The sequence below is a fragment of the Mycolicibacterium moriokaense genome (assembly GCF_010726085.1).
In the GTDB taxonomy this organism is placed as follows: Bacteria; Actinomycetota; Actinomycetes; order Mycobacteriales; family Mycobacteriaceae; genus Mycobacterium; species Mycobacterium moriokaense.
Genome location: NZ_AP022560.1, coordinates 479717 through 506469 on the forward strand (window position 1 = coordinate 479717; position 26753 = coordinate 506469).

28 protein-coding genes and 1 tRNA gene are annotated in these 26753 nt (G+C 67.8%); 13 read left to right on the forward strand and 16 right to left on the reverse strand.

The window, feature by feature from the left end; genetic code table 11:
- The first annotated feature begins 91 nt into the window (after positions 1-91).
- Complete coding sequence (locus tag G6N43_RS02230) at positions 92-619, forward strand: peptidylprolyl isomerase (RefSeq protein ID WP_083151581.1); 528 nt, start codon at positions 92-94, stop codon at positions 617-619.
- 2 nt (positions 620-621) lie between these two features.
- Here G6N43_RS02230 and G6N43_RS02235 read toward each other — a convergent pair whose 3' ends face one another.
- On the reverse strand, positions 622-1038 hold the full coding sequence (locus G6N43_RS02235; RefSeq protein WP_083151578.1) for a PH domain-containing protein: 417 nt from the start codon (positions 1036-1038) through the stop codon (positions 622-624).
- 155 nt (positions 1039-1193) lie between these two features.
- On the reverse strand, positions 1194-1457 hold the full coding sequence (gene crgA / locus G6N43_RS02240) for a cell division protein CrgA (protein ID WP_083151575.1): 264 nt from the start codon (positions 1455-1457) through the stop codon (positions 1194-1196).
- A 61-nt stretch (positions 1458-1518) separates the two neighbouring features.
- Between crgA and G6N43_RS02245 the strand changes: the two genes are divergently transcribed.
- A complete protein-coding gene (locus G6N43_RS02245) occupies positions 1519-2301 on the forward strand; it encodes a DUF881 domain-containing protein (protein ID WP_083151572.1) in 783 nt (260 codons plus the stop codon).
- 73 nt (positions 2302-2374) lie between these two features.
- A complete protein-coding gene (locus tag G6N43_RS02250; RefSeq protein WP_083151570.1) occupies positions 2375-3049 on the forward strand; it encodes an aminodeoxychorismate/anthranilate synthase component II in 675 nt (224 codons plus the stop codon).
- Here G6N43_RS02250 and pknB read toward each other — a convergent pair.
- From pknB to G6N43_RS02285, 7 genes are all read right to left on the reverse strand, one after another.
- Positions 3027-4901: a Stk1 family PASTA domain-containing Ser/Thr kinase gene (gene pknB / locus G6N43_RS02255; RefSeq protein ID WP_083151567.1), complete on the reverse strand. Its 1875-nt coding sequence runs from the start codon at positions 4899-4901 to the stop codon at positions 3027-3029. The two genes, G6N43_RS02250 and pknB, sit on opposite strands and share 23 nt — an antisense overlap.
- Positions 4898-6244, reverse strand: a complete 1347-nt coding sequence (locus G6N43_RS02260; RefSeq protein WP_083151565.1) for a serine/threonine-protein kinase — start codon at positions 6242-6244, stop codon at positions 4898-4900. The genes pknB and G6N43_RS02260 overlap by 4 nt, the downstream gene beginning before the upstream one ends.
- 63 nt (positions 6245-6307) lie before the next feature.
- Positions 6308-7783, reverse strand: a complete 1476-nt coding sequence (gene pbpA / locus G6N43_RS02265) for a D,D-transpeptidase PbpA (RefSeq protein WP_083151562.1) — start codon at positions 7781-7783, stop codon at positions 6308-6310.
- The gene (locus G6N43_RS02270; protein WP_163657932.1) at positions 7780-9192 is read right to left on the reverse strand and encodes a peptidoglycan glycosyltransferase RodA; all 1413 of its coding nucleotides are present in this window, start codon (positions 9190-9192) and stop codon (positions 7780-7782) included. The genes pbpA and G6N43_RS02270 overlap by 4 nt, the downstream gene beginning before the upstream one ends.
- Complete coding sequence (locus G6N43_RS02275) at positions 9189-10790, reverse strand: PP2C family protein-serine/threonine phosphatase (RefSeq protein ID WP_163657934.1); 1602 nt, start codon at positions 10788-10790, stop codon at positions 9189-9191. The genes G6N43_RS02270 and G6N43_RS02275 overlap by 4 nt, the downstream gene beginning before the upstream one ends.
- Complete coding sequence (locus G6N43_RS02280) at positions 10787-11254, reverse strand: FHA domain-containing protein FhaB/FipA (protein WP_083157468.1); 468 nt, start codon at positions 11252-11254, stop codon at positions 10787-10789. Before G6N43_RS02280 ends, G6N43_RS02275 begins: the two co-directional genes overlap by 4 nt.
- A gap of 149 nt (positions 11255-11403) precedes the next feature.
- The gene (locus tag G6N43_RS02285) at positions 11404-12813 is read right to left on the reverse strand and encodes an FhaA domain-containing protein (RefSeq protein WP_083157469.1); all 1410 of its coding nucleotides are present in this window, start codon (positions 12811-12813) and stop codon (positions 11404-11406) included.
- 256 nt (positions 12814-13069) lie between these two features.
- Here G6N43_RS02285 and G6N43_RS02290 point away from each other — a divergent pair.
- The 3 genes from G6N43_RS02290 to G6N43_RS02300 all read left to right on the forward strand — a co-directional run bounded on the left by G6N43_RS02290 (position 13070) and on the right by G6N43_RS02300 (position 14999).
- Positions 13070-13152: transfer RNA gene (locus G6N43_RS02290), tRNA-Leu, on the forward strand.
- Positions 13153-13259: 107 nt separating this feature from the next.
- On the forward strand, positions 13260-13520 hold the full coding sequence (locus G6N43_RS02295; protein WP_083157470.1) for a hypothetical protein: 261 nt from the start codon (positions 13260-13262) through the stop codon (positions 13518-13520).
- A gap of 84 nt (positions 13521-13604) precedes the next feature.
- Positions 13605-14999, forward strand: coding sequence for an ATP-binding protein (locus G6N43_RS02300; protein WP_083157471.1), 1395 nt, complete (start codon positions 13605-13607; stop codon positions 14997-14999).
- A 10-nt stretch (positions 15000-15009) separates the two neighbouring features.
- Here the strand turns inward: G6N43_RS02300 and G6N43_RS02305 are convergent, their stop codons facing one another.
- Positions 15010-15600: a TetR/AcrR family transcriptional regulator gene (locus G6N43_RS02305; RefSeq protein ID WP_083157472.1), complete on the reverse strand. Its 591-nt coding sequence runs from the start codon at positions 15598-15600 to the stop codon at positions 15010-15012.
- A 134-nt stretch (positions 15601-15734) separates the two neighbouring features.
- Between G6N43_RS02305 and G6N43_RS02310 the strand changes: the two genes are divergently transcribed.
- From G6N43_RS02310 to G6N43_RS02325, 4 genes are all read left to right on the forward strand, one after another.
- Positions 15735-17996, forward strand: coding sequence for a molybdopterin-dependent oxidoreductase (locus G6N43_RS02310; RefSeq protein WP_083157473.1), 2262 nt, complete (start codon positions 15735-15737; stop codon positions 17994-17996).
- A 13-nt stretch (positions 17997-18009) separates the two neighbouring features.
- Complete coding sequence (locus G6N43_RS02315; protein WP_083157474.1) at positions 18010-18507, forward strand: pyridoxamine 5'-phosphate oxidase family protein; 498 nt, start codon at positions 18010-18012, stop codon at positions 18505-18507.
- A 10-nt stretch (positions 18508-18517) separates the two neighbouring features.
- Entirely contained in the window at positions 18518-18997 is a 480-nt protein-coding gene (locus tag G6N43_RS02320; RefSeq protein WP_083157475.1) for a nitroreductase family deazaflavin-dependent oxidoreductase, read from the forward strand.
- 120 nt (positions 18998-19117) lie between these two features.
- Entirely contained in the window at positions 19118-20080 is a 963-nt protein-coding gene (locus G6N43_RS02325; RefSeq protein ID WP_083157476.1) for a coiled-coil domain-containing protein, read from the forward strand.
- An 87-nt stretch (positions 20081-20167) separates the two neighbouring features.
- On the opposite strand, the gene G6N43_RS02330 is transcribed toward G6N43_RS02325, so the two are convergent.
- The gene (locus G6N43_RS02330) at positions 20168-21016 is read right to left on the reverse strand and encodes an acyl-CoA thioesterase domain-containing protein (protein ID WP_083157477.1); all 849 of its coding nucleotides are present in this window, start codon (positions 21014-21016) and stop codon (positions 20168-20170) included.
- A gap of 29 nt (positions 21017-21045) precedes the next feature.
- Entirely contained in the window at positions 21046-21351 is a 306-nt protein-coding gene (locus G6N43_RS02335; protein ID WP_083157478.1) for a GNAT family N-acetyltransferase, read from the reverse strand.
- A gap of 34 nt (positions 21352-21385) precedes the next feature.
- On the opposite strand from G6N43_RS02335, the gene G6N43_RS02340 reads away from it, so the two are divergent.
- Positions 21386-22444 (forward strand): MBL fold metallo-hydrolase, encoded by a 1059-nt coding sequence (locus G6N43_RS02340; RefSeq protein ID WP_083157479.1) that lies wholly within the window; start codon positions 21386-21388, stop codon positions 22442-22444.
- Here G6N43_RS02340 and G6N43_RS02345 read toward each other — a convergent pair.
- Positions 22441-23406: a pirin family protein gene (locus G6N43_RS02345; protein ID WP_083157480.1), complete on the reverse strand. Its 966-nt coding sequence runs from the start codon at positions 23404-23406 to the stop codon at positions 22441-22443. The two genes, G6N43_RS02340 and G6N43_RS02345, sit on opposite strands and share 4 nt — an antisense overlap.
- 16 nt (positions 23407-23422) lie before the next feature.
- Positions 23423-23842 carry an EVE domain-containing protein gene (locus G6N43_RS02350; RefSeq protein ID WP_083157481.1) on the reverse strand — a complete coding sequence of 140 codons (420 nt, stop codon included), beginning with the start codon at positions 23840-23842 and terminating at the stop codon, positions 23423-23425.
- Between the two features lie 84 nt (positions 23843-23926).
- On the opposite strand from G6N43_RS02350, the gene G6N43_RS02355 reads away from it, so the two are divergent.
- On the forward strand, positions 23927-24169 hold the full coding sequence (locus tag G6N43_RS02355; protein ID WP_083157513.1) for a hypothetical protein: 243 nt from the start codon (positions 23927-23929) through the stop codon (positions 24167-24169).
- Here the strand turns inward: G6N43_RS02355 and G6N43_RS02360 are convergent.
- Positions 24166-24588, reverse strand: a complete 423-nt coding sequence (locus G6N43_RS02360; protein WP_083157482.1) for a DUF5313 domain-containing protein — start codon at positions 24586-24588, stop codon at positions 24166-24168. The two genes, G6N43_RS02355 and G6N43_RS02360, sit on opposite strands and share 4 nt — an antisense overlap.
- Positions 24585-25082, reverse strand: coding sequence for a MarR family winged helix-turn-helix transcriptional regulator (locus G6N43_RS02365; protein WP_083157483.1), 498 nt, complete (start codon positions 25080-25082; stop codon positions 24585-24587). Before G6N43_RS02365 ends, G6N43_RS02360 begins: the two co-directional genes overlap by 4 nt.
- A gap of 77 nt (positions 25083-25159) precedes the next feature.
- Here G6N43_RS02365 and G6N43_RS02370 point away from each other — a divergent pair, with 77 nt between their 5' ends.
- Positions 25160-26728 carry an acyl-CoA carboxylase subunit beta gene (locus G6N43_RS02370; RefSeq protein WP_083157484.1) on the forward strand — a complete coding sequence of 523 codons (1569 nt, stop codon included), beginning with the start codon at positions 25160-25162 and terminating at the stop codon, positions 26726-26728.
- The last annotated feature ends 25 nt before the right edge of the window (positions 26729-26753 follow it).

The following is a 26753-nucleotide window of genomic DNA, read 5'->3' on the forward strand; positions in this document are numbered from 1 at the left end:
GGGCTGAAAGGGAATAGCTACCAGACTGCCACCAACGGCAACACAGCGGTGCCCGTTGGACGGCGAACGGGGCGTGGCACACTGACATGCCGTGACGAGCCCCATTCAGACAGCGACTGCGACGCTGCACACCAACCGCGGCGACATCAAGATCGCCCTCTTCGGAAATCACGCGCCCAAGACCGTCGCCAACTTCGTGGGACTGGCACAGGGCACCAAGGACTACAGCACCGGGAACGCCTCCGGCGGATCGTCGGGCCCGTTCTACGACGGCATGATCTTCCACCGGGTCATCGACGGCTTCATGATCCAGGGCGGCGATCCCGAGGGCACCGGCCGAGGCGGCCCGGGCTACGAATTCGCCGACGAGTTCCACCCCGAGTTGCAGTTCGACAAGCCCTACCTGCTCGCCATGGCGAACCGGGGCCCGGGCACGAACGGGTCGCAGTTCTTCATCACGGTCGGCAAGACGCCGCACCTGAACCGCAAGCACACGATCTTCGGTGAGGTCGTGGATCCGGAGTCGCAGAAGGTCGTCGATGCGATCGCGTCGACGCCGACCGATCAGCGTGATCGGCCGACCGATCCGGTCGTCGTCGAGTCGATCACCATCGCCTGACGCTAGGAGCTGGCGAAACCGGCGGCCGTCAGGGCGTCGAGCACGTGCAGCGGGTCGGTACCCAGGTCCCACCGGGTGAAGACAAGTAGCCGACCGTCAACCGTGTCGATCTCGAGCAGACGCGTCTTTCGGCCGATCCTGCGGAACTCCGTGATGCGGATCAGCTTGATGTCGGGTTGCCGCAGTTCGGTCTCACGCCACAGTCCGCGGCTGACGAGGGCGTCATTTTTGATTGCCAGCTTCGGCCGCGCCCGCCAGGACAAGGTTGCAAACGCAAGTAAGCCGATTGCGGCAACGCCTACCAAAACCCGCCCCGGAGGGTCTGTGATCAGGGTCACAGCGCCCGCAGCCAAGATAAGTCCACCTACGGCGCACGCGGCGATGCCCAGTGGGGAGGGGCTCCACTCAGTTTGCTGCACGGGTTGTCCACACCCTTTTACCGTGGCTAATGAACTTATCCACAAGTGCTATCCCCAATGGGGATGAATCACAACGGTGTGATCTGGTGTCCGGGAGGTTGCTAAACGGGTAACGCTCGGCGACGGGGTTGAATACATACCGCGCAGTGTGTCGCTCAGCGCCAGCGCATCGTTAGCAACAGACCGCTGATCATGAAAGCGAACGCGATCGCGTAGTTCCACGGGCCGAGGTCGGCCATGAACGGGATGGCGGACGCCGCCAGTTGGAACACCAGCAGCCATGCGAGCCCGATCAGCATCAGGCCGATGAAAAACGCAACGAACCACGTGCTCGACGGCCCGGCCTTGACCTTGACCGGCGTCCGGCTCACCGGGCTGATGGTGAAGTCGTTCTTCTTGCGAACCTTGGACTTGGGCATGGGTACCTTCGGGACAGACGGCGTCACACGGTGCGACGATGTACGTAGCCTATCGCAGGCCATGCGCAGGCACCGTCCCCCAGGAGGCCAGTCAGTGGCGCCGACGACCAAGTCCGGATGGCGCTTCGGCGTGCCGGTGGTCTGTCTGTTGGCCGGGCTGCTGCTGGCGGCGACGCACGGCGTCTCCGGCGGCGACGAGATCAGGCGCAGCGACGCTCCCCGCCTCGTCGACCTCGTCCGAGAGGCGCAGCAGTCGGTGGATCGGCTGACCGCAGAGCGCGACTCGCTGGTGAACACGCTGGACACCCACCATGGCGGGACGCCCGGGGCCGATGCGGCCCTGGTGGCAATGACCGAACGGTCGGCCAAGCTCGCCGTCGAGGCCGGCCTCGAGCCGATGCGCGGACCGGGCCTGGTGGTCACGCTCAACGACGCTCAGCGCGACGCCCAGGGCCGATTCCCCCGCGACGCCGCTCCCGACGACCTCGTCGTGCACCAGCAGGACATCGATGCCGTGCTGAACGCGCTGTGGAGCGCCGGCGCGGAGGGCATCCAGATGCAAGACCAACGCATCATCGGGACGTCGGCGCCGCGCTGCGTCGGCAACACGCTGTTGCTCAACGGACGCACGTACAGCCCGCCCTACGTCATCACGGCGATCGGTGACGCGCAGGCGATGCAGGCCGCCCTGGCTGCCGCTCCCCTCGTGACGCTGTACCGGCAGTACGTCGTGCGGTTCGGGTTGGGCTACAGCGAGGAGCCCCGCGCGCAGGTGGAACTTGCCGGGCACTCCGGACCCGTGCGCATGCAGTTCGCCAAACCGGCGGGCCCGGTCGGCTACTAGAGCGATTTGTATGCGCTAAGGAGCGGTGAGCGCGCCGGAATGCACACAAATCGCGGGGCTGTAACCTGGTCCGATGCAGGTTTTGGTCGTCGACAACTACGACAGCTTCGTGTTCAACCTGGTCCAGTACCTGGGCCAACTCGGGGTGAACGCCGAGGTCTGGCGCAACGACGACGACCGTCTGGCCACCGCCGCCGACATCGATAATGTCGCGGCGAGGTTCGACGGTGTGCTCCTCTCCCCCGGTCCCGGCACTCCCGAGCGGGCCGGCGCATCGATCCCGCTCGTCAAGGCGTGCGCGGCCGCGAGCACTCCGCTGCTCGGCGTGTGCCTCGGCCACCAGGCCATCGGCGTGGCGTTCGGCGGCACCGTCGACCGGGCACCCGAGCTGCTGCACGGCAAGACCAGCACCGTGTATCACACGAATAGCGGTGTGCTGCAAGGCCTTCCGGACCCGTTCACGGCGACGCGCTACCACTCGCTGACCATTCTTCCCGAGACGATGCCCGCCGAACTCGAGGTGACCGCGCGCACGGAGGGCGGCGTCGTCATGGGGGTGCGCCACATTGAACTGCCGATCCACGGCGTCCAGTTCCACCCCGAGTCCATCCTGACCGAAGGCGGTCATCGGATGCTGGCGAACTGGCTGGGCTACTGCGGTACCGCGCCCGACGAGGCGCTGGTGCGCCGGCTCGAGGACGAAGTGGCCGGGGCCGTCGCCGCGGCTACGACGCGAAACTCAGCGTAATCCGGCTGTCGAAGTTCACCCCGGTGCCCGGGGAGGGGCTCTGCGTCACCACGGCATTGGTGCGCTGGCCGCTGTTCTGCACATCGGCGGCCCGGTCGAGGACGCCGGTCCAGCCCAGCGCCCGAAGCCGCGGCTCGGCGTCCGTCCAGAACATCCCCCGCACGTCGGGCATGACGAACTGGTTGCCCCGCGACACCTGCAGCTGAATCACCGTGTCGACCGGAACGGTCTGCCCCGCAGGCGGATTCGTGCCGACCAGCTGTCCGGCCGGATCGGTGCTGTCGACTTCGACCGGAATGGTCTTGGTGAAGCCCGACGCGGTCAGGATCTGCACCGCGCTGTCCTGCGACTGGCCCTTCACGTCAGGAACCGGACGGGTCTCCGGACCCGCGCCGAGCACGATGGTGATCTCGTTGGTGATCGCCGACGTCTGGTTCACCGGCGGGTTGGTGCCGAGAACCTTGTCCTTCATCTCAGGGGTCGACGGCGACGACGACGGCCTGAAATTCTCGAACCCCGCATCGGTGAGCTTCTTGACCGCCTCGTCGTAGGTGAGGCTCCTGACGTCGGGAATCTCGCGCTGCTCGGGACCGGTGGACACGTTGATGGTGATCTCGTCGCCGGCGTCCACCGACGAGTTGGCGGCCGGATCGGTGTCGATCACATGGTCGGGCGCGATTTTGGAATCCGGCTTTTGCTGGGTGCGGGTCCGGAATCCGCGGTTCTGGAGTTCGGCGATCGCGTCCGCCGACGCCTGCCCGCTCACATTGGGCACCTGGACGTCGCGTGTGGTGCCGCCGAACATGTTGATCGCCAGCGTCACCACCACCGTCAGCACGGCCAGCACCGCGACCGCGATGAGCCACCGCGTGACCGAGCTGCGCCGCTCCCGTTCGTAGTACCGGGGCTGCGCCCGCACTACGGGATCGATCCGGTCAGTCCGGTGATCGCTGGGCGGCGCCGACAGCAGCGAGGTGCGCTCGGCGTCGGTGAACACCTTCGGCGCATCGGGCTGCTCACCGCTGTGCACCTTCACCAGATCGGCGCGCATCTCGGCGGCGGTCTGATACCGGTTGTCGGGGTTCTTGGCCAGCGCCTTGAGGACGACGGCGTCGAGTTCGGGGGTGATGCCCTCGTGCCGCCGCGATGGCGGTTCCGGATCTTCGCGGACGTGTTGATACGCCACGGCCACGGGCGAGTCACCGACGAAAGGTGGCTCGCCGGTGAGGATTTCGTACAGCACGCAGCCCAACGAGTACACATCCGAACGCGCGTCGACCTTCTCACCGCGCGCCTGTTCGGGGGACAGGTACTGCGCGGTGCCGATCACTGCGGCGGTCTGGGTGACGCTGTTGGCGTCGGCCAGTGCGCGGGCGATGCCGAAGTCCATCACCTTCACCGCACCGGTCTCGCTGATCATGATGTTGGCGGGTTTGACGTCGCGGTGGATGATCCCGTGCTGGTGGCTGAAGTTGAGCGCCTGGCACGCGTCGGCGATGACCTCGATGGCCCGCCGCGGTTCCATCGGCCCTTCGGTGTGCACGATGTCGCGCAGGGTGACCCCGTCGACGTACTCCATGACGATGTAGGGCAGCGGACCGTTGGGGGTCTCGGCCTCACCGGTGTCGTAGACGGCGACGATGGCGGGGTGGTTCAGGGCCGCAGCGTTCTGGGCCTCGCGGCGGAAGCGCAGGTAGAAACTCGGGTCGCGGGCCAGGTCCGCGCGCAGCACCTTGACGGCGACGTCGCGGTGTAACCGCTGGTCGCGCGCCAAATGGACCTCGGACATGCCTCCGAAGCCCAGAATCTCGCCGAGTTCGTACCGGTCGGACAGGTGTTGCGGGGTGGTCATCGTGATGTCTGTTCTGGAGGTGAGGACCGCCGGCCCAGCTCCTCCGTGGTCGAGAGCGTCCCCTGCACCTTTGCCGGGGCCGCCATCGCATTGTGTCGGGTTACCCCGAATTCTGCTCCACCATGACGGATGGCACCCTGTCCGGTCCAATCCGGCATCGCTGTCGGCGAGAACGGCGTGGTCTCGGTGATCGTGTTCGTGATGGTCGGCGGGGGCAGCTGCTCCTGGTCCTTACGGTCCTGCGCGTTGAGCACGATCAGGATGGCGATGACGATCGCGAGGGCGCCGAGCACGCCTGCGGCCCACAGCAGCGCCCGCTGGCCCGATGAGAACGTGCCGCGCGCCGGGGGAGGGGGCGTGCGATGGCTTCCGGTGGTCGGGCGGGGCCGGGCGACTGTCGCCGGGGCACGTCCGGTCAGGTCTGCGGCGGCCCGCGCCTGGGCGGCCGACGGGACGGCCGCGGGTGTGGCGCGCCCGAGTGACGGCGCCTGGTTGGGTCTCGGCGGGCGCCGGCCCGCACGCACGGCGGCGACGGCGTCGGCGAACAGGCCGCCGGAGCGGTAGCGCATCCCGGGGTTCTTGACGAGGGTGATCTCGATCAGCTCGCGCACGTTGGGCGGCAGATCGGCGGGCAGCGGCGGCGGCGTCTCCTTGATGTGCTTCATCGCCACCGTCAGCGCGCCGTCCCCGGTGAAGGGCCGCTTGCCCGAAACAGATTCGTAGCCGACAACTCCCAGCGAGTACACGTCACTGGCGGCCGTCGCGTCGTGGCCGAGCGCCTGCTCGGGCGCGATGTACTGGGCGGTGCCCATCACCATGCCGGTCTGGGTCACCGGGGCGGCGTCCACCGCCTTGGCGATGCCGAAGTCGGTGAGCTTCACCTGGCCGGTCGGCGTGATCAGGATGTTGCCGGGTTTGACGTCGCGGTGCACCAGGCCCGCGGAGTGTGCGACCTGCAGGGCGCGGCCGGTCTGCTCGAGCATGTCCAGCGCGTGGCGCAGCGACAGGCGGCCGGTGCGCTTGAGCACCGAGTTCAGCGGTTCGCCGTTGACGAGTTCCATCACCAGGTAGGCGGTGCGGCCCTCACCGTCCATGTCGGTCTCGCCATAGTCGTACACGCCTGCGATGCCCGGGTGGTTGAGCATGGCGACGGTGCGCGCCTCCGCGCGGAAGCGTTCGACGAACTCCGCGTCCTCGGAGTACTCGGCCTTGAGCACCTTGATCGCGACGCGACGCCCCAGACGGGAGTCGATCCCCTCCCAGACCTGCCCCATACCGCCGGTGGCGATCAGCCGCTGCAGCCGGTAGCGGCCCGACAGCGTCGCCCCGACGCGCGGACTCATTTCTCGCCTCCGGCAAGGGGGCTCACGTCGTGCCTCCGACCCGAGAGCTCATGACCAGGGCACTCATGTGCCCTCCCTCAGCGCAGCGGCGATCGCGGCACGTCCGATGGGGGCGGCCAGCGCCCCTCCGGTCGCGGACAGGCGATTGCCCCCGTTCTCGACCAGCACGGCGACGGCGACCTTGGGTGCCTGCGCAGGGGCGAATGCGATGTACCAGGCATGCGGCGGGGTGTTGCGCGGATCGGTGCCGTGCTCCGCAGTGCCGGTCTTCGAAGCGATCTGCACGCCGGCGATGGCTCCCTTCTGCTGCGTCACCTGCTCAGCGGCGACCATCAGATCCGTCAGTGTATCGGCGACCTCGTGCGACACCGCTCGCCGCTCTTCCTGCGGCGCCGTCGTCCCGATACTGGCAAGGTCGGGTCCCTTAAGGCTATCGACCAGGTAGGGCCGCATCAGTACCCCGTCGTTGGCGATGGCCGCGGCGATCATCGCGTTCTGCAGCGGGGTCACCGCGACGTCCTTCTGGCCGATGCTCGACATGCCCAGCGCCGCGGCGTCGGTGATGGGTCCGACGGTCGACTCGACGACCTGCAGCGGGATCATCGGGGGAGTGGTGTCCAGTCCGAACGACTGCGCAGTCGACCGCAGGGCTTCCTTGCCGGTGTCGAGGCCGAGTTGGACGAACGCGGTGTTGCACGACCGTGCGAACGCCTCGCGCAACGTCGTCGACGTGCCGTTGCCGCACGACGACCCACCGAAGTTCTCCAGCGTTGCGGTGCTGTCCGGCAACGGGATTCGAGCCGCGGCGGTCAGCTGGGTGTTCTCGGTGGCGCCACGCTGCAGCGCCGCCGCGGTGGTGATCACCTTGAACGTGGAACCGGGCGGGTAGGTCTCGGAGATCGCGCGGTTCAGCAGCGGCGAGTCGGGATTGTCGCGCAGCTGCTGCCAGGCGGCCGCCTGTTCGTCGACGTTGTGTGTGGCCAGCAGGTTCGGGTCGTACGACGGTGAGGACACCATCGCGAGGATCTTGCCGGTCGACGGCTCGAGCGCCACCACCGAGCCCTTGCACGGGCCGTCGCATCCGTCCTTCATCGCGTCCCAAGCCGCTTGCTGCACTTGGGGATTGATGGTGGTGTCGACGTTGCCGCCGCGGGGGTCGCGGCCGGTGAAGAAGTCGGCGAGCCGCCGTCCGAACAGGCGTTGGTCGGAGCCGTTGAGGATGCTGTCCTCGGCGCGCTCCAGACCGGTGCTGGAGTAGCGAAGCGAGTAGAACCCGGTGACGGGCGCATACGGGTAGGGATTCGGGTAGACGCGCAGGAACCGGAACCGCCCGCTGGTCGACACGGAGTACGCCAGGAGCTGGCCGCCCGCGGAGATCTGGCCGCGCTGACGCGAGTATTCGTCGAGCAGAACGCGCTGGTTACGGGGGTCGCTACGCAGCCCGTCGGCGGTGAAGACCTGGGTGAAGGTCGCGTTGGCCAGCAGCAACACGACCAGGGCCATGACGGCGACGGCGATGCGGCGGAGCGAGGCGTTCATACCTTCTCGATCACCTCGGTGCTGGCCGCGGCGATCGGCGTCGCCGGCTGCTGGGTGGTGACGATCGGACGGCGCGCGGCATGGGAGATCCGGACCAGGATCGCCAGCAGCAGGTAGTTCGCCAGCAGCGAGGAGCCGCCGTAGGACATCCACGGTGTGGTGAGCCCGGTCAGCGGTATCAGCTTCGTCACGCCGCCCACCACGATGAACAGCTGGATCGCCAGGGTGGACGCCAGCCCGGCGGCCAGCAGCTTGCCGAAGCTGTCGCGCACCGCGATCGCCGTGCGCAGGCCGCGGATGATCACGATGGCGTACAGCATGAGGACAGCGGCCAGGCCGACGAGACCGAGCTCCTCACCGACGGCGGCGATGATGAAGTCCGTCGCCGCTGCGGGCACGGTGCTCGGCTGCCCGTTACCCAGCCCGGTGCCGAAGATGCCGCCGGTGGCGAAGCTGAACATCGACTGCACCATCTGGTAGCCGGTACCCTCGGGGTCGGCGAACGGGTCCAGCCAGTTCTGCACGCGCACCCGCACGTGGCCGAAAAGGTAGTACGCCGCAACGCTTCCCGCTGCGAACAGCGCCAAGCCGATGACCAGCCAGCTGAAGCGGTCGGTGGCTACATAGACCATGACGAGAAATGACGCGTACAGCAGCAGCGACGTGCCGAGGTCCTTCTCGAAGATCATCACGCCGACGGATGCGATCCAGGCCGCCAGCAGCGGCGCGAGGTCGCGCGGCCGGGGCAGGTCCATGCCGAGGAAGTGCTTGCCGGCGCTGGTGAACACGCTGCGCTTGGCCACCAGCACCGAGGCGAAGAAGACAAGAAGCAGGATCTTCGAGAACTCGGCGGGCTGAATCGAGAAGCCCGGGAACTGAATCCAGATCTTCGCGCCGTTCTGCTCGGACATCGAGCGGGGGAGCAGCGCGGGGATGATCAGCAGGATCAGACCGGTCAGCCCACATACGTAGCCGTACCGGGCGAGCATGCGGTGATCGCGCAGGAAGATCACGACGAGCGAGAAGCCGATGACGCCGACGAATGTCCACAGCATCTGCTGGTCGGCGGTGCCGCCGAGGCCATGCTCGATGAGAGCGCCCTCGGCGAGGTCGAGGCGGTGAATCATCACCAATCCCAGCCCGTTCAGCAGCGCGACGACCGGCAGCAGGAGCGGATCGGCGTACGGGGCGAAGCGCCGCACCGCGAGATGGGCACCGATGAACAGCGCGAGGTACGCGGCGGTGTACTGCGCCAGATCCCACCGCAGACCCTGTTCCTGGTTGGCCTCGACGAGCAGCAGCGCCAGCGTCGTGATCAAGGCGGCGAAACCCAGCAGGAAGAGTTCGGCGTTGCGCCGGTTCGGCAGCGGGGGAACGACGGCCACGGGTGACTGCGGCTGGGTCGTCATGACAATTCCCGGCAGTTCGTCCCTGGCTCCGGCGGTGGTGGGGGCAGGGCGGTGACCGTCTGCGCCGGTGTGGGTGGTGGCGTCGGCGGGGCGGGCGGGGGCGCGGGCGACGTGGCACCGGGGGAGGCGGACGGGGAGGGACTGGGCGACGGAGCAGGCGACGCAGGCTTGGTGACCGTGCGCGGCGTCTCCGGCGCGGGGGTCGCGGGATCGTCGGTTTGCGCCCCGGTCGTGACATTGTCGGGCGGATTGTTCGGCAGCCCAGGCGAATTCGTCGGTGCCGGCGAATGCGGCACCGGGCTGGTTTTCGGCGCCGGGGAAGGCGGCGGCGCAGGCGGTGCGCAGACCGGCAGCACGTACTCCTGAGCGAGCTTGTTGATCTGGACGATGGCCTCGTCCTCCGAGCCCGTCGGCAGGCCGGCTTCCACCTGCTGGCGCTCGCTCTGCTTCAGATCGCTGACCCGAAAAAGTTGACACCCGGGCGTGTCCTGCCCGGGTGCGATGAGTTTGAGTTCGTTTCGGGCGGTCAGGCACCCGTGTCTATACGTTTCCTGCAGTGGCAGGCCGAGGATCGACCCCGGCACGCCGCGCATGATCGACACGGTGCCGTTGTGTGCGGTGACGTAGTAGTTGCTCCGGATGATCTCGCGGCCGATGGCCAGGCCGGCCAGCACCACCAGAATCAAAACCGCGGCGGCGATGAATATTCGCCGCCGCGATCTCGGTGCACGAACCGGCTCCTCGGGGGGCGGTTCAATACGTTTAGCGACGTTGCGTTTCGGATTGAAGGCCGACGCGCGACCCGCCGCGGTGTTGGGTGGCGCGGACTGGTCGTCGTCGCCGGACACCGCCCCCGCCAGGATCGGCTGGGTCTGGCCGTAGTCGTAGTCGACGACGTCGGCGACGACGACCGTCACGTTGTCGGGGCCGCCGCCGCGCAGCGCCAATTCGATTAGGCGGTCGGCACTTTCGGCCACGTCGGGGATCTGCAGCGCCTCGAGGATGGTCTCCTGGCTGACCGGATCCGACAGCCCGTCGGAGCACAGCAGATAGCGGTCGCCTGCGCGGGCCTCCCGCATGATCAGGGTGGGTTCGACCTCGTGGCCGGTGAGCGCGCGCATGATCAGCGAGCGCTGCGGATGGCTGTGCGCCTCCTCGAGCGTGATGCGGCCCTCATCGACCAGGGTTTGAACGAAGGTGTCGTCCTTGGTGATCTGGGTGAGTTCGCCGTCGCGCAGCAGATAGCCGCGGGAGTCGCCGATGTGCACGAGCCCAAGTCGGTTGCCCGCGAACAGGATCGCCGTCAGCGTGGTTCCCATGCCCTCGAGTTCGGGATCGGCCTCGACCTGCGCTGCGATCGCGGAGTTGCCCTCCCGCACCGCGGCGTCCAGCTTGCTCAGCAGATCGCCGCCGGGCTCGTCGTCGTCGAGGTGGGCGAGCGCGGCGATCACCAGTTGGGAGGCGACCTCACCCGCGGCGTGACCGCCCATGCCGTCGGCGAGGGCGAGCAACCGCGCCCCGGCGTAGACGGAGTCCTCGTTGTTCGCCCGGACGAGGCCACGGTCGCTGCGCGCGGCGTATCGAAGCACCAGTGTCACGGGCGCAGCTCAATCACTGTCTTGCCGATTCGAACCGGCGTGCCCATCGGAACGCGTACCGCAGTCGTCACCTTGGCCCTGTCGAGGTATGTGCCGTTGGTCGATCCTAGGTCTTCTACGTACCATTCCGAACCTCGAGGCGACAGCCTGGCATGCCGTGTCGAGGCGTAATCGTCGGTGAGGACCAGCGTCGAGTCGTCGGCCCGGCCGATCAGGACAGGCTGACTTCCCAACGTGATCCTGGTACCCGCGAGCGCCCCCTCGGTCACGACGAGCTGACGTGCGACATTGCGTCGACCCCGATTGGGCAGCAGCGAACTCCGCAACGGCAGTCCCCGCCGCACCATGACCGCTCCGGTCGGCGCATAGATATCGGTCCTCAGGATCCGCAGCACCGACCAAATGAACAACCACAGCAGCAATAGGAAGCCGACGCGTGTCAGTTGCAGTACCAACCCCTGCATCTGACGTCCTCTCCGTCCCCATTCGTCAACGTCGCATCGACGACAAACCAAGTCACCTTCGGCAACGTCACGATACTTGGACAGCCAGCGACATGAGGGTGAAGCCACAGCATCCCCCGTCGACCGATCTGCTATAGCTCGGCCGAGCCTCAGTGCACGCGGACGACGATCTCCGAATGGCCCAGACGGATCACGTCGCCGTCGGCCAGCTGCCACTCCTGTACCGGCGCGTTGTTGACCGTCGTGCCGTTGGTGGAGTTGAGGTCCGACAGCAGCGCGACCTGTCCGTCCCAGCGGATCTCCAGATGGCGACGGGAGACGCCGGTGTCGGGCAGCCGGAACTGAGCGTCCTGCCCGCGGCCGATCACGTTCGTGCCCTCACGCAGTTGGTAGGTGCGGTTGCTGCCGTCGTCGAGGTGCAGCGTGACGGTGGCGCCTGCGGCTGGATAGTCGCCCTGGCCGTAGCCGTAGCCCTGCTGTTGGCCGTAGTCGTAGCCGCCCGCGGGTTCGCCGTACCCGGGCTCGGCGTAGCCGGCACCGGCATCGCCGTACCGGCCGTAGTCAGGCTGGGCGTAACCCTGGTCCTGGCGGCCGTAGGCCGGTCCGCCGTAGCCGCCCTGATCGGGGTAGCCGCCTTGATCCGGGTAGCCGCCCTGGTCGCCGTAGCCGCCCTGATCCGGATACGCCGGCCGAGGCTCGGGCCTGCCGTAGCCCTCCTCGGGTCGTGCCGGCGGACGGCCGTAGTCGTACTCACCCGCGGGCGGACCGGGAGGAGGGCCGTATCCCGGCTGGGCGGGCGGGGGTCCGTACCCACCGGGCGCCTGGCGGTAACCCTGGTCCGGGTAACCGCCGCCGGGCGGCGGGCCGTAGCCGGCGGGCGGACGCTGCTCGTACGACGGCGGATAACCGCCCTGATCGGGATAGCCCCCCTGCTCGGGGTAGCCGCCCTGACGCGGCGGGTAGGCCTCGCGCTGCGGTGGGTAGCCGCCCTGCTCCTGCGGCGGGTAGGGGCCACGCGGCTCGGGCCCGCGGTCCTCGGGCCGGCCGTATCGGTCGTCGTAGTATTCGTCGGCGGGCCGCCCCGGTCCCGGGCCGCCGTACTGCGTCGGGTTGTCGCTCATCGGTACTCCTGATTCTGCGTTGGACGAAAGTGTTCGTGGTGGTGGGGTGGGATCGCCACCGGTGGAGTCAGGATTGACCGCCCCCCGCGCGCGAAACTGTCCGGTGTGCAGGCTGGATGATTCTTCGAACCTGACGACCACATCACCATACGTTTGCCATCCCTGCTCATGGATGTATCCCTCCAAGTGCTTGGCAAAAGTCGCCGATGTGAGGTCCGGGTCGGCACTCACCTTCTGATAGTCAGGCACACTGAGGGTAATGACGTAGTCGTTTGGCGCCAAAACTCGTCCTGCGGCCAATTCGCGCGCACCGCTGTCGGCCTCCCGGCGAAGCATCGCCTCGACCTCCTGCGGAACGATCGATCCGCCGAACACCCGGGCGAATGCGTCGCCGACGGTCGACTCGAGCTTGCGCTCGAAACGGTCGACCAGACCCATGTCACCGCCCGCCTCACTCGTTGTTGGTCTCGTAGATGGTCACTCTCATACCCGCGATGGTCCTCCACCGCGTGTCGCCTGGCCACAGTTGCTGGTTGCATGGTATCGGCCTAGCACGTCGCAGCGGGACCAACGGAACTGTGAGAATCCGATCGCGCCAGGTCAGCACACCGTGCGCGGCCGGCGATGCCCACCGGTGCCGACCTCCGCGGTTGGGGAGCGGGCCGCCGTGCGTGATAGTCTTCCCCGGTTGTTGGGGCGAGTGGCGGAATGGCAGACGCGCTGGCTTCAGGTGCCAGTGTCCTTCGGGACGTGGGGGTTCAAGTCCCCCTTCGCCCACAATCTCGGCTAGCGAATATCTAAGCTGCCGCGCGAAAAGCCGCGACCCGAACGGGTCGCGGCTTTTGTGTTTACGATGAAACTCCACCCCCAAAGAAGGCGCGACGATGGCATCGAAGAATTCAATCGCCAGATGGACCGTCGCCGTCGGCTGCGCGTGTGCGTTCGCCGTCGCGCCCGTCGTCACCGCGGCTCCTGCCGGGGCATGCCCGCCGAGCTTCTACACCGATCCCTTCACCGGGCAGTGCGCTGCCCCCGGCACCGGCACCCCGACGGTCAACGGCATCCCGTGCATTCCTGGCCGGCATCTCGGCACCTGCCTGGGCATGCTGCAGAACATGCCCGGCGGCTACAACCCCTGGCCGTAGTCACGCACTAAAAAGAAGTTGTCGATCTGCGGATCGGGTGCGACCCTTTTCGGTTCTGCCCGAATCCGATGACCACTTAGATCGATGACACTGACTGACGACCAATTGACCGAACCGACCGCCGATACCTTCGACGGCGTTGAGTCGCGCCGCCGGCTCATCACCGACGTCGGCGCATACCTCGACGACCTGCCCCACGATGTGCGGCCGGGGTTGCGCGCACTCGGGGAGCTGTTGGTCGGTGTGGCGGCCCAGCCCGAGCGTGGCGAGTCAGCGGAGCGATTCACCGCGCGATGCCTGGGCGTCGCCGATGCGGGACAGCTCATCGACGAGGACCGCCCCCTGCATCCGGTGTCGCGGTTGACCACCGCGGTGGCGTTGGCCGAGTGGATCGCCATGTACGACGACGTGGTCGAGGTCGGGCCGGGCGAGTATTCGTATCCGCCCAAGTGGACGCAGACCGAGATCGGCGACGTCCTCTACCGCCATCCCCAGTGCCTGCGCGTCCACTTTCCGGCGGGCACGCTGCTGCCGGATACCGGATGCGTGATCGCGATCGAAGCCCGCGAAACCGTCATGCGTTCAGCGGAAGTCAGCGCCTACGTCACCCGCGGGTACCAGGACGCCGCCCGTGCGGTGCTGGACCGTCTGGCCGCCCGCGCCAACGAGCTCAACCCGTACCGCGGGCGCGCGGTCCGCGCGACTTTCAAGGGCGGTTTGTGCCTCACGGTGATCGACCTGACCACCACACTCACCCGGGACACCGTGATCGTCGACCCACAGGTGTGGAGTGAGATCGACCTCGGTGTGACCGCCGTGCGGGACCGCCACGAGCTGCTCAACGCCCACGGTCTCGGCGCCCGGCGGGGTGTGCTGCTGTGCGGACCACCCGGAACGGGGAAGTCGGCTGTCAGCGCGGTCATCGCCGCCGAGACGGCGGGCGAGTTCACCGCCATCTACGTCGATGCGAAGGCCGGCGAGCACTTGTTGTCCGCGGTGGTCGAGGAGGCCCAACGCCTCGGCGGGCCCGTGTTGCTCATCCTCGAAGATGTCGATCTGTGGTGCAGCGATCGGCACGCGGGGGCGAGGGGTGGGCTCTCGGAGTTGTTGCAGGCCATGGATATCGCCGCCGAGGCGCGCATCCTCACCCTCGCATCCACCAACGACACCGCGACTCTGGACAAGGCGGCGATCCGCACGGGCCGCTTCGACGCCATCGTCGAAGTGGGGTACCCGACCCGCGCTGACGCGGCCCGCATCCTGACCGCCCTCGTCGCGAACATGCCGGGTGGTGACGCTGTGAACACCGCGGCGGTGGTCGCCGCGTTGCCGGAGGACACCAGCGGTAGCGATCTGCGCGAGATCGTCCGTCGCGCCGTGCTCTCCACGGACGGCGGCGAGATCACCACCGCGGCCTTGCTCATCGAGGTGGGCAACGGCCGCTACCGCGCCAGCGCCCCTGCTGGCATGTACCTGTGACCGGGGGACGTCAGGCCAGGACGCCGCGCAGCACCAGATCGCTGAGCCGCGCGGCTGCGGCATCGATGTCCTTGACGTGCCGCACGCAGACCGCGTACCAGGCACCGCCCGCGATCACGTCCATGACGGTGTCGGCGTCGACGCCGTACCGGGCGGTGCCGTCGGTGACCGCCACATCGATGCGCTCGGCGAGCTGGCTGCGTGCGGCGGCCTCGAGCCGGTCGCTGAGGAGGCGCCGCATCCGTCGGTCCGCGCGTAAGTCGTTGAGCAGACCGGGAATTGCCTCACGCACGGCCGGGTCGCCGTACATGGCCATGGCGCCGCGGCACAGTCGGTTGATCTCGGCGACGAAGTCGTCGGCGGGAGGTTCGGGGCCGAGGTCGGGAAAGAGCGCCTCGTGCACCAGCTGGGCCTTGGAACTCCACCGGCGGTACACGGCGGGACGGCTCACCTGCGCGGTGGTGGCGATCAGGTCGATGGTCGTCGCCGCATAGCCGCGCTCGACCAGCAGGCGCCGTGTCGCGGCGAGAACCGCGGCGTCGATGGACGGGTCTCGACGCGACCCCTGGCGCCGGTGACGGCGTTCGGTCGTGTGCACCATTCGCGCCCTCCCGTCCGCCGTTTGTCGTTACAGTGTGTCACAACAAGCGGGTTTCGCCGCGAAATAGCATTCCGGGCTGCAATTCGGCCTAGCTCACGACCCGGAACGCTATTTCGCGGAAGAGCGGAGGAGCGATGACCGCAGTGACCACCGGACAGACGAACCTGTTGGCCGGCGTCGGCGAGGACGGCCGGCACCTCTACACGTGTCCGCTCTGTGAAGCCATGTGCGGACTGGAGATTCAGGTCGTCGACGGACGGGTCGCCAGCATCCGCGGTAACCCCGACGACGTCTGGAGCCGCGGGCACATCTGCCCCAAGGGGGCGAGTCTGGGGGTGGTGCACGAGGACCCGGACCGGATTCGTCACCCGATGATCAAGGTGGACGGAGAGTGGCAGGAAGTCAGCTGGGACGCGGCATTCCGGCGCTGCACCGAGCTGTTGGCACCGGTGGTCGAGAGGTACGGCATCGGCGCGGTCACCTGCTACACGGGAAACCCGCTGGCGCACTCGTTCTCACTCGGCCGCTACACCGGCGTCCTGCTGGGCATGTCGGGCATCCCGCTGTCCTACTCGCCCGGGACGGTGGACCAGTGGCCGAAGAACCTGTCGTCGCATCTGATGTACGGCGGCTGGTGGACGTTCCCGGTGCCCGACATCGAGCGGACCGATCTGCTGGTGGTGATGGGCGCAAACCCCGCCGCATCGCAGGGATCACTCCTGGCGGCGCCCGACGTGATGGGCATCATCGGCGCAATTCGCAAGCGCGGCAAGGTCATTGTCATCGACCCGGTCCGCACCGCCACCGCGGCGCGCGCCGACGAGTGGCTGCCGATCACCCCCGGCACCGACGCCGCGCTCCTGCTGGCCGTCGCACACACCCTGTTCGAGGAGGGCCTGGTCGACCTCGGTGAGCTGGCTCCGTACATCGACGGGCTCGACCGCATGCGCGAGGTGGCCGCCGACTGGTCCCCGGAGCGCGTCGCCGGCGTCACGGGTATCAGCGCCGAGCGCACCCGAGGGTTGGCCCGCGAGCTCGTACGCACCGAACGCGCGGTCGTCTACGGCCGAATCGGGTTGTGCAACCAGGAATTCGGCAGCCTCGCCAGCTGGCTGGTCGACGTCGTCAACATCCTCACCGGCCATTTCGACAAGCCCGGCGGGTCGATGTTCCCGCGCGCAGCGGCCTGGTCCGTGACCGTGCAACCGATCCCCGGCCTCGAGGACGGCGCACCGGAGTTCGGCCGGTTTCGCACCCGCGTGCGCGGCGCCAAGGAGGTCCTCGGACAGGTACCGGTGTCGTGTCTGGCCGAAGAGATCGCGACGCCGGGGGAGGGCCAGATCAAGGCGCTCATCACCGTCGCGGGCAACCCGGTGCTGTCCACCCCGGCGGGGCACAAGCTCGACGAGGTGCTGCCCACCCTCGACGCGATGATCTCCGTCGACCTGTGGCTCAACGAGACCACTCGGCACGCCGACGTAATCCTGCCCGCGCCGTCGCCGCTGGAACAACCACACCACGATGACCTCATCCTCAACTTCGCGATCAACTCCATCGCCAACTACTCCGCACCGGTGTTCAACCGGACGGACCCCGACGCCCCCGAGGAGTGGGAGATCCTCATCCGCTTGACGGGGCTGTGCACCGGTACCCCGGCCGAGGACGTCGACGTCGCCGCGATCGACGACGGGTTCTTCGACTACATGGCCTTCACCGTCGGCCTCGACGGCGCCGAGATCCGCAAGCACTATGACCACGGCGGCCCCGAACGGATCCTCGACCTCACGCTGCGCACCGGCCCCTTCGGCGACCGGTACGGCGAGAATCCCGACGGCCTCACGCTGGAGAAGCTGAAGGCGCACCCCAACGGCATCAACTTCGGCCCGATGGTGGCCCGCGTCCCCGAGGTGCTGGGCACCTCGGACAAGAAGATCCGGCTCGCCCCGCAGTATCTGCTCGACGACCTGCCGCGGCTGGCGCAGCGCCTTGACCGGGCGCCGGACGAGTTGGTGCTGGTCAGCCGACGGCATCTGCGGTCGAACAACTCCTGGCTGCACAACGTCGGGCCGCTGATGAAGGGCCGCGACCGCTGCACCCTGCTGATCCACACCGACGATGCGGCCAAACGCGGAGTGTCGACGGGCGACGTCGTCACCGTGACCTCGGCGGGCGGAACCATCGAGGTGGCCGCGGAAGTGACGGACGCGATCATGTCCGGCGTGGTGTCGATGCCACACGGCTGGGGCCACGGCAAGCCCGGCACCCGGATGTCCGTCGCCAACGGGTCGCCCGGGGTCAACACCAACGTGCTGTCCCCACCGACGTTCATCGACGAGCCGTCGGGTAACGGCGCACTCAACGGCATCCCGGTGACAGTCACCGCAACGACGACCTGACAAGATCGGCTTCGTGGGCAAGAACGAACGTTCAAAAATCGTGATGGGCGATGACGAGATCGCTGAGTTCATCGAGCGCAGCCGTACGGCCACCATGGCCACCCTGCTGCCGAACGGGCGGCCGCACCTGGTCGCGATGTGGTACGCCGTCGTCGACGGAGAGATCTGGTTCGAGACCAAGGCCAAGTCGCAGAAGGCGGTGAACCTGCGCCGTGATCCGACGATCACCGTCATGATCGAGGACGGCAAGACCTACGACACGTTGCGCGGCGTCTCGATCGACGGCACCGCCGAGATTGTCGAGGACCCGGAAACCGTTCTGCGCGTTGGCATCAGCGTGTGGGAGCGCTACACCGGCCCATACACCGACGAGATGCGCCCGTTCGTCGACCAGATGATGCACAACCGGATCTGCGTCCGGGTGGTGCCCAGCAGGATGCGCAGCTGGGACCATCGCAAGCTCGGCATGCCGGAGATGCCCGTCGGCGGCAGCACGGCCCAATACCTCTAAGGGGACCCCGATGGATCCGAAAAACAAGCCCAAGCAACTGAATTCGCCGTTGGTCGCCAAGGCGATGAAGTACGCGGGCAAGGCTCACGTGTGGGTGTATCGGCGCTCGGGCGGAAAGATCGGCGCCAACTGGCGCATCGGCGCGGGGTTGAAGAAGCCGGTGCCGACGCTGCTTCTCGAGCACACCGGGCGCAAGTCCGGGAAGACGTTCGTGTCACCGCTGGTGTACATCACCGACGGCGACGACGTCATCATCGTCGCGTCGCAGGGCGGTCGCGACACGCATCCGCAGTGGTACCACAACCTGGTGGCCAACCCCGACGTGTACATCGAGATCGGCACTGATCGGCGGGCGGTGCGCGCAGAGGTGGCGAGTCCGGAGGAGCGGGCGCGGCTGTGGCCCAAGCTGGTGGACGCCTACGCCGACTTCGACACGTATCAGAGCTGGGCCGATCGCGAGATCCCAGTGCTAGTGCTCAAGCCGCGCTGAGCGCGGTGCGACTTATCTCACACACCTGAATGTTGGGCTGCCCGGTGCGTCGGGTAGCCAACGGACAGGTGCACCCCAGCGCCGACCTCAAACCGTCAACGCTTAAGGGGCGATTCAACGATGACGAGCACGACCCACACCACTCTGATCAACCAACTGCGTACCGTTCTCGACTTGACGCACACCGAGATTCAGGTCGCCGAGACCCGCGTTGCGCAGGCACGCACCGAGGCCGTGCGCAAGGAACTGACCCAGAACGCGAACAACGGGCGCATCCGCGCCGAGGCGATCGAGAAGGCGATCCGTGACCTCGGCGGTTTCCCGGACACCATCGGCCCGTTCCTTGGCCGCGCCGCCGCCGCGGTGAAGGCGCTGACCGAGCAGGCACAGCCGTTCGACGAGGCCCTGCTCGGCGACCTCGCGCTCGAGGATCAGCTGCTCGACCGGTCGCGCTACATCAAGGCGCTCGCGGTCGCGGCGAAGAACGCCGACGTCCAGGAGCTGGCCGACCGCCTGATCACCGCGCACTCGGCCACCGTCAACTGGTTGACCACGGTGCTGGCCGAGGACGCACTCGGCGGACCCGCAGCGCTGCGCCGCACACCGCTGCAGGCCGCGGCGGGTACGGCCGTCAAGATCGTCGGCCTGCCCGGACAGTGGTCGGTGCAGTCGGCCGATCGGGTCGCGGAGCTGCTGCGTTCGGCAGGCCCGGCCGTCGATGACCTGGTCCGCCGCGCGCAGCATGCCGGCGAGGTGGCGCTCAAGGCGATCGGCGCATCGCGCGATGCGGCGCTGCAGACCGCCGAGGGCGTCGTCCGGGATGAGGGCGCCGAGCAGGCCGCGGATGCGCTGCACAACGCGCGCGCTGCAACCGGTGTCCTCGACGTCGAGGAGCTGCCGATCCCTGACTACGACGAGCTGAATCTCAACGACGCCGTCGCCGCGGTGAAGGAGCTGGAGTCGCCGGCCGACATCCGCGCGATCATCGCGTACGAGGAAGCGAACAAGAACCGGGCGCGCCTGGTGTCCGCCGCGCAGACCCGCGTTGCGGAGATCGCGCAGGAGGTCGTCGGCATCAGCTAGAGCGATTCGAGCGCTCGAGACTACGGTTTCTGACGGATTTCAGCCGAATCCCGTCAGAAACCGTAGTTTCGGCGATTTCGGACGCTTCTACGGGTGCGGGGGATCGAAGCCGGGGTTAGACAGCGCGGTGGCCGTCGCACTGCCGATCGTGCCGAACTCGTCGACGATGGTGGCGACACCGGTCGCCACCCCGGCGTGACTGGAGTGGGTCATCGCGGTCAGACCGATGTACGGACTCTCCGGCAGGCGGCTGAGCGTCAACGTGTAGTCGGCGTTGATGAACTGCAAACCGTTTGGGCCGTAATGGGTTAGCGAGCTGGCCATGTCACCGGCCATCGACGCCCGGGTGAACGGGGTCAGTTCTTCGCCGTCGACGAGCGGACGGATGTCGCGCACCCAGATGTGTTTGGGGCCGGTGTGTTCCCAGGCGACGAGCCCGAAGCCGGGACCCGGTGTGTGCTCCTCCTTGCCGTAGGTCCACACCAGGGAATGCAGCCCGCGGGGGATGGGATCCGGTGTCGGCGGCGGTGGCGGCATGGTGATCGGTGAAGTCCAGATCTCGTCGACCGGTTGCTCACCGCGGCGCAGAAACAATGCGCTGGCCCGCGCGACGACGGTGTCGCCTTGAACGGCAACGGCGTCGACCAGTTTCAGGCGACGACCCTGCCGGACGACGGTGGTGTCGATGCGCAGCGGCGCGAGTGCCGCAGGCCGGAAGAGGTCGACGGTCAGGCGAGCCGGCTGAAGGTCGGGCTCCCCGGCGTCGCGTTCGATGACGTGACCGATCAGCCCGCCGAGGTAGTTGCCGCTGATCGTCTGGCCCCATGGCCCGCGCGCAATCCGCGTGGGCGCGAACAGGTCGCCGTCCGGCGTGAAGAAGGCCGTTGGCGTGCCGCCGCGCTGCGCTGTGTCGACAGCACTGTCCCGAGTCGTCATCGGCGACGACGATAGCGGCCCCGGGTTTGCTACGCGTCGGCGGCGTCGACCACGTCGTCGAACTCGGGATGCTTCTTCACGTAGGAGGCGACCATCGAACACACCGGCACGATCCGCAGGCCGGCGTCGCGCGTCTGCTCCAACGCCTCGGCGATCAGGATCGAGGCCAGGCCGCGGCCCTGGAACGCGTCGTCGACCTCGGTGTGGGTGAAGGTGCGCCGACCGTCACGGTCGACGATCTCGGTGAAGCCGGCGACGGTGCCGTCCACGGAGATGGTGAAGCGGTCGGCCTCTTGGCTGACGGTGGTGGTCGCGCCGGTCTTGTCGGTTGCCATTCCTCCTCTATACCCGGCAGCGCAAGATGGAGCCATGTGTGACGACGGCGGCACCGCCGCAGACGCCCTGGCCTCCGCACCCCGTCGAGCGGAGGGCACCGCGGTTGACCCGATCGCACTCGCGCCGGTCGACGAACTCGTGATCACGACGTTGGTGGACAACAGCTACGACATGTTGATGACCGACGTGGGTCCGGCCCGCCGGACCGGGATGGGCAAGGTGGCGCCGGTGGCAGCCCCGCAGTTCGAGGAGGGCCGCTCGACGCCGGGACTGATCGCCGAGCACGGTTTCTCGGCGCTGGTGACGACGCGTCGTGAGAATCGAACGCACACAGTGCTTTTCGATACAGGCATTTCACCGGAGGGTATGGCGACCAACTTCGCACGTATGGATCTGGACGCGTCGGCGATCGAGGCCGTCGTGCTCAGCCACGGCCATCCCGACCATGACGGCGGCTTCCCCGGGCTGGCACGGCTCCGCGGCCGCAGCGGACTGCCCCTCGCGGTGCACCCGCTGGTGTTCAGCCGGCGCCGGTTCGCACTGCCGAACGCGCCCGCGCTGGAACTGCCGACGCTGAGCCGCACAGCGCTGGAGGCCGAGGGGTTCGAGGTGATCGAGCGGCGCCAGCCGTCGCTGCTCCTCGACGGATCGGTGCTGATCACCGGCGAGGTGGACCGCACCACGGAGTTCGAGCGCGGGCTGCCGGGCCACCAGGCGCTGCGCGACGGTCGCTGGGAGCCCGACCCGCTGGTGCTCGACGAGCAGGCGCTGGTGGTGCATGTCCGCGGCAGGGGGCTGGTGGTACTGACCGGCTGCGGTCACGCCGGCGCGGTGAACATCGCGCGGCACGCCCTGCGGCTGACCGGCGTGGACCGCCTGCATGCCCTGCTCGGTGGGTTCCACCTCGGCGGAAAGGCCTTCGAGCCCATCATCGAACCGACCGTCGACGCGTTCCGCGAGTTGCGGCCCGACGTCCTGGTTCCCGCACACTGCACTGGTTGGAAGGCGCAGCATCGGTTGGCGGCGGCGCTGCCCGACGCGTTCGTGCCCAACGCCGTGGGGACGTCGTTCACCTTCGCCGAGGCGGCTTAGGGCGCGGGATTCGGACGCGGTCGCAACGTCACGTTCGGTAGGGGAGGCGCGGGCAGCCGGGTCGTCGGCCCGACGTAGCCCTCGACCGAGCCGAACCGGTCGTCGTGTTCCTGCCACTGCTGGCGGTACGTCGCGATGTCCTCGTGGCTGCGGCCGACAAAGTTCCACCACATCACCAACTGCTCGGGAAACGGTGTGCCGCCCAGCAGCAGGACGCGAGCGGGGCCGTCATCGCGGTTGACGATGTGCAGCTGGTCGCAGCCCGTGGGCTGGAACGCGAGATCGGCGACGTTGAGGGCGGTGCCCGCGACCTCGACCTTGCCCTGGTCGAGCAGCACGCCATGCTCGAAGTCGCGGTCAACATCGAGCCTCAGGTCGGCGCCCGGCTCGAGGTCGAGCTGCGCACCGAGTAGCGGCGTGAACGTATGCACAGGCGAACGAACGTCGGCGAGCTCGCCGAGGAACACCCGCAGCGTGGCATCGCCCAGCGACAGCGGCTCCGGGGCGAAGTGCGCGAAGTCGCGGCCGGTGTCGCGGGCGGCGTCGGGCAACGCCACCCACAGCTGCGCGCCGTGCAAGACGGTGGTCGCCGATGTCGACACCTCGGAGTGGCAGATTCCCGCGCCCGCCGTCATCAAGTTGAGCTCACCCGGCCGCACCATCGCGTGCACACCGGCACTGTCCCGGTGCTCCACCTCCCCGCTGAACAGCCAACTGACCGTCTGCAAACCGGTGTGCGGATGCGGCGGCACGTCCATGCCGGGACCGCTGCGGACGTCATGCGGTCCGTAGTGGTCGGCGAAGCACCACGCCCCGATCAGCGACCGCTCCCGCTGCGGCAAGGTCCGGCGGACCCGGATCGCCCGCGGGCCGCCCAGCGGCACTTCCCGAGCGTGCAGCACGCCCGTGAATGCCGATGGCGCACAGGCGACTTCAGCAGGCGCCGGGTCGATGTTGCTCACCCGAACACAGTAGGCCTCACCTCGAGCCCGTCATCGCCGAACGGAGCACTTCGAAATCGTGGTCGTCAATCGTGAACACCCCCGTCCGGAACTTGTAGCCCCACCGCGACTTGTCCTCGATGAAGTTCAGCTTCTCCAGCAGCGGCCGGATCGGCGTTTCGGTGCACTCGAGGAAGTCGACGTTGCGGCGCCACGGCTGGAAGTCGGACGCCACTTCGGTCTGGTAGGGCTCATCGTCGACGACTTGTCCGATAGCGGTGAAGGCCTGCAGCGGATCACCCTCTGGATAGTCGGTTTTCGGCGAATAGAAGATGATCCAGTCGCCCCGTTCCATCTTGCGCAACATGTGCGGCTTGCCGTGGTTGGCCTGTGTGAAACGCCCGCGCACCCCACGCTCGACGTGGCCACGACTGACCGTGTTTATCCAGTTCGTCATGCCTTGCACGCTAAACGCGGACGCCGACAGGTCAGGCGCAGGTTTCGGCCTGCCTGTGGATAACTCTGGTGTCAGACTGTGCCGGTGACGTCCACCAACGACATCTACGCGCGCCTCGGCGCTCTCGAACAACTCGTGAAGCACCTCTACGAGCAGACCGGGGTGCCGATGCCCGATCTCGCGGCGCTCTCCCGCACCGAAGTGTCGGCACGGGTGCGGGAATTGGTCGCCGCAGGCAACAAGCTAGGCGCGATCAAGGCCTATCGCGACGAGACGGGCGTCGACCTTGCCACCGCGACCCGTGTCGTCGACTCGCTCTACGCCTAGAACGGGCTGCTGTTCGCCTGCCAGCGCGCCTCTTGCGGACGCGGCCCGTACTTGCGGGCGTAGGCCTCGTGCATGGCGGCGTTCTTCTTGCGGTTGATCTCGTCCACCAGGTTGGGGTCCCAACCGTGCTGTGCGAGCCGATAGCGCCGCCACACCTTGTTCAGTGCGAGCGCCATCAGCAGGGCCCAGATGTAGATCGGCACCGTCATCTCCATGTGCACGTAGAGCGACGCCGGCAGTAACCAGAACGGGGCGAGCACCAGGAACGGCGGTATCGCCATGCGGATCATGTGCCGCCGGACAGCTCCGTGGTCGGCGAGGTCGTGAGCCACCCACATGCGCATCGAGTCGGGCAGACGCTTGCCGTAGATGTAGGCGATGTACTGCAGCGGACCCGGCCTCTTCGTCGTCGAGTTCATCGCGGATCCTTCCTTTCATCGAGAGTTCCCGCCGCCAGCGCCGCAGCATTGACACGGGTGAGTACGTCGTGCAGCTGTTCGAGTTCGTCGAGGCCGACGCCGAGGCGTTCCACCACCGCGGGCGGAATCTTCAGCGCGCGGCGACGCAGCTGGATACCCACTTTGGTCAGCCGGACGTCGGTGGCACGTTCATCGGTTGCACTGCGCGAGCGGGTGATGAACCCGAGCGCCTCCAGCCGCTTGAGCATCGGCGACAACGTGGCCGAATCCAATTGCAGCGTCGAGGCGATCTCCTTGACCGTCAGTGGCCGCTCCGCATTCGACTTGTGGTGATCCCACAGCGCGAGCATCACGAGGTACTGCGGGTGGGTGAGGCCGAGCGGTTCGAGCAGCGGACGGTAGACCGCCAACACCGCACGGTTGGTGACCGCCAACGCGAAACACACCTGCCGTTCGAGGGCGAGGGGATCGACGGCCGCGTCCATGACAGTCATAACACCCACCGTACTCCGATAGATAGCACACTAACTAATAGGGTGCTAAGTATCACAGCTTGTTAGCATCACCACCCATGCCCAACGACCCGATTCGCGCCGACTATGCCGAGTTGTTGCAGCGCCGAGCGCTGACCGAGGATGCGGCGCGGCCCGACGCCGTCGAACGCAGGCACGCGAGCAACGGTCGCACCGCCAGGGAGAACATCGCCGATCTAGTCGACCCCGACTCGTTCGTCGAATACGGCCGCTTCGCGATCGCCGCCCAGCGCCACCGGCGCGACCTTGCCGACCTGATCGCGAGGACCCCGGCCGACGGGTTGGTGGCAGGCACCGCACGCATCAACGGCGATCTCTTCGGCGAGGACCGCGCGGCCTGCGCAGTGCTGTCCTACGACTACACGGTGCTCGCCGGTACGCAGGGTTCGTTGGGCCACCGCAAGAAGGACCGCCTCTTCGAACTCATCGAGCGCATGCGCCTGCCGACGGTGTTCTTCGCCGAGGGCGGCGGGGGACGACCGGGCGACACCGACTACCCCACCGTCTCGGCCCTCGACACCCGCGCGTTCAAGCTCTGGGCCGCGCTGTCGGGTCTGGTGCCGCGCATCGCGATCGTCAAGGGCCGCTGCTTCGCGGGCAACGCCGTGATTGCCGGCTGTTCGGATCTGATCGTCGCGACGGAGGACACCTCCATCGGTATGGGCGGGCCGGCGATGATCGCGGGCGGCGGGCTCGGCAACGTCCACCCTGACGAGGTCGGCCCGATCCGCATGCAGGAGCCCAACGGCGTGGTGGACGTCGTCGTCGCCGACGAGGCGGAGGCGGTCGCCGTCACCAAACGGCTGCTCGCCTACTTCCAGGGCACGACCGCACCGGGTCACGCAGGCGACCAAACAGCCTTGCGCACAATGGTTCCCGAGCGGGCACGCCGTGCCTATCCGGTGAATCCGATCATCGAGACGCTGGCCGATGATGGGTCGGTGACGTTCCTGCGGCCGCGATTCGCCGCCGAGATGGTGACGGCGCTGGCGCGAATCGACGGGCGCGCTGTTGGCATCATCGCGAACAACTCGATGGTGATGGCCGGCGCGATCACCGCGGCCGCATCGGACAAGGCGGCGCGCTTCCTGCAACTGTGCGACACCTTCGGGCTGCCGGTGGTCTCGCTGATCGACGGCCCGGGCTACATGGTGGGTCCCGCGGCCGAGGCCGAGGCGCTGGTGCGCCGCGCGTCGCGCATGCTCGTCGCCGGGGCCGCTATGAGTGTGCCGGTCGTGGCGGTGGTGATGCGTCGCGGTTACGGCCTTGGCGCGCAAGCGATGACGGGCGGCAGCTTGCACGAACCCGTCCTCACCGTTGCGTGGGCGGGGGCGCATCTCGGGCCTATGGGACTCGAAGGTGCGGTGCGACTCGGTCTGCGCAAGGAGCTCGAGGCGATCGCCGTCGAGGAGAAACGCGAGGAGCGGGTGCGTCAGGCCACCGCAGCGGCCCAGGAGAATGCCAAGGCGCTCAACGCCGCTCAGCTCTTCGAGATCGACGATGTGATCGACCCGGCCGACACCCGCCGGCTCATCATCGACACGTTGGCGGCGGCCACCATGCACGAACCGCGCCGCCCGGATCGACGCTTCATCGACACCTGGTAGTCGCCCACCGCCGACCCCCCATCGC

Coding starts and splice junctions, on each gene's coding strand:
- crgA (WP_083151575.1), bottom strand. CDS start 1,457: ATGCCCAAGTCCAAGGTTCGCAAGAAGAACGACTTCACCATCAGCCCG.
- G6N43_RS02245 (WP_083151572.1), top strand. CDS start 1,519: ATGCGCAGGCACCGTCCCCCAGGAGGCCAGTCAGTGGCGCCGACGACC.
- G6N43_RS02250 (WP_083151570.1), top strand. CDS start 2,375: ATGCAGGTTTTGGTCGTCGACAACTACGACAGCTTCGTGTTCAACCTG.
- pknB (WP_083151567.1), bottom strand. CDS start 4,901: ATGACCACCCCGCAACACCTGTCCGACCGGTACGAACTCGGCGAGATT.
- G6N43_RS02260 (WP_083151565.1), bottom strand. CDS start 6,244: ATGAGTCCGCGCGTCGGGGCGACGCTGTCGGGCCGCTACCGGCTGCAG.
- pbpA (WP_083151562.1), bottom strand. CDS start 7,783: ATGAACGCCTCGCTCCGCCGCATCGCCGTCGCCGTCATGGCCCTGGTC.
- G6N43_RS02270 (WP_163657932.1), bottom strand. CDS start 9,192: ATGACGACCCAGCCGCAGTCACCCGTGGCCGTCGTTCCCCCGCTGCCG.
- G6N43_RS02280 (WP_083157468.1), bottom strand. CDS start 11,254: ATGCAGGGGTTGGTACTGCAACTGACACGCGTCGGCTTCCTATTGCTG.
- G6N43_RS02285 (WP_083157469.1), bottom strand. CDS start 12,813: ATGGGTCTGGTCGACCGTTTCGAGCGCAAGCTCGAGTCGACCGTCGGC.
- G6N43_RS02295 (WP_083157470.1), top strand. CDS start 13,260: ATGGCATCGAAGAATTCAATCGCCAGATGGACCGTCGCCGTCGGCTGC.
- G6N43_RS02300 (WP_083157471.1), top strand. CDS start 13,605: ATGACACTGACTGACGACCAATTGACCGAACCGACCGCCGATACCTTC.
- G6N43_RS02305 (WP_083157472.1), bottom strand. CDS start 15,600: ATGGTGCACACGACCGAACGCCGTCACCGGCGCCAGGGGTCGCGTCGA.
- G6N43_RS02310 (WP_083157473.1), top strand. CDS start 15,735: ATGACCGCAGTGACCACCGGACAGACGAACCTGTTGGCCGGCGTCGGC.
- G6N43_RS02320 (WP_083157475.1), top strand. CDS start 18,518: ATGGATCCGAAAAACAAGCCCAAGCAACTGAATTCGCCGTTGGTCGCC.
- G6N43_RS02325 (WP_083157476.1), top strand. CDS start 19,118: ATGACGAGCACGACCCACACCACTCTGATCAACCAACTGCGTACCGTT.
- G6N43_RS02330 (WP_083157477.1), bottom strand. CDS start 21,016: ATGACGACTCGGGACAGTGCTGTCGACACAGCGCAGCGCGGCGGCACG.
- G6N43_RS02335 (WP_083157478.1), bottom strand. CDS start 21,351: ATGGCAACCGACAAGACCGGCGCGACCACCACCGTCAGCCAAGAGGCC.
- G6N43_RS02340 (WP_083157479.1), top strand. CDS start 21,386: ATGTGTGACGACGGCGGCACCGCCGCAGACGCCCTGGCCTCCGCACCC.
- G6N43_RS02350 (WP_083157481.1), bottom strand. CDS start 23,842: ATGACGAACTGGATAAACACGGTCAGTCGTGGCCACGTCGAGCGTGGG.
- G6N43_RS02360 (WP_083157482.1), bottom strand. CDS start 24,588: ATGAACTCGACGACGAAGAGGCCGGGTCCGCTGCAGTACATCGCCTAC.
- G6N43_RS02365 (WP_083157483.1), bottom strand. CDS start 25,082: ATGACTGTCATGGACGCGGCCGTCGATCCCCTCGCCCTCGAACGGCAG.
- G6N43_RS02370 (WP_083157484.1), top strand. CDS start 25,160: ATGCCCAACGACCCGATTCGCGCCGACTATGCCGAGTTGTTGCAGCGC.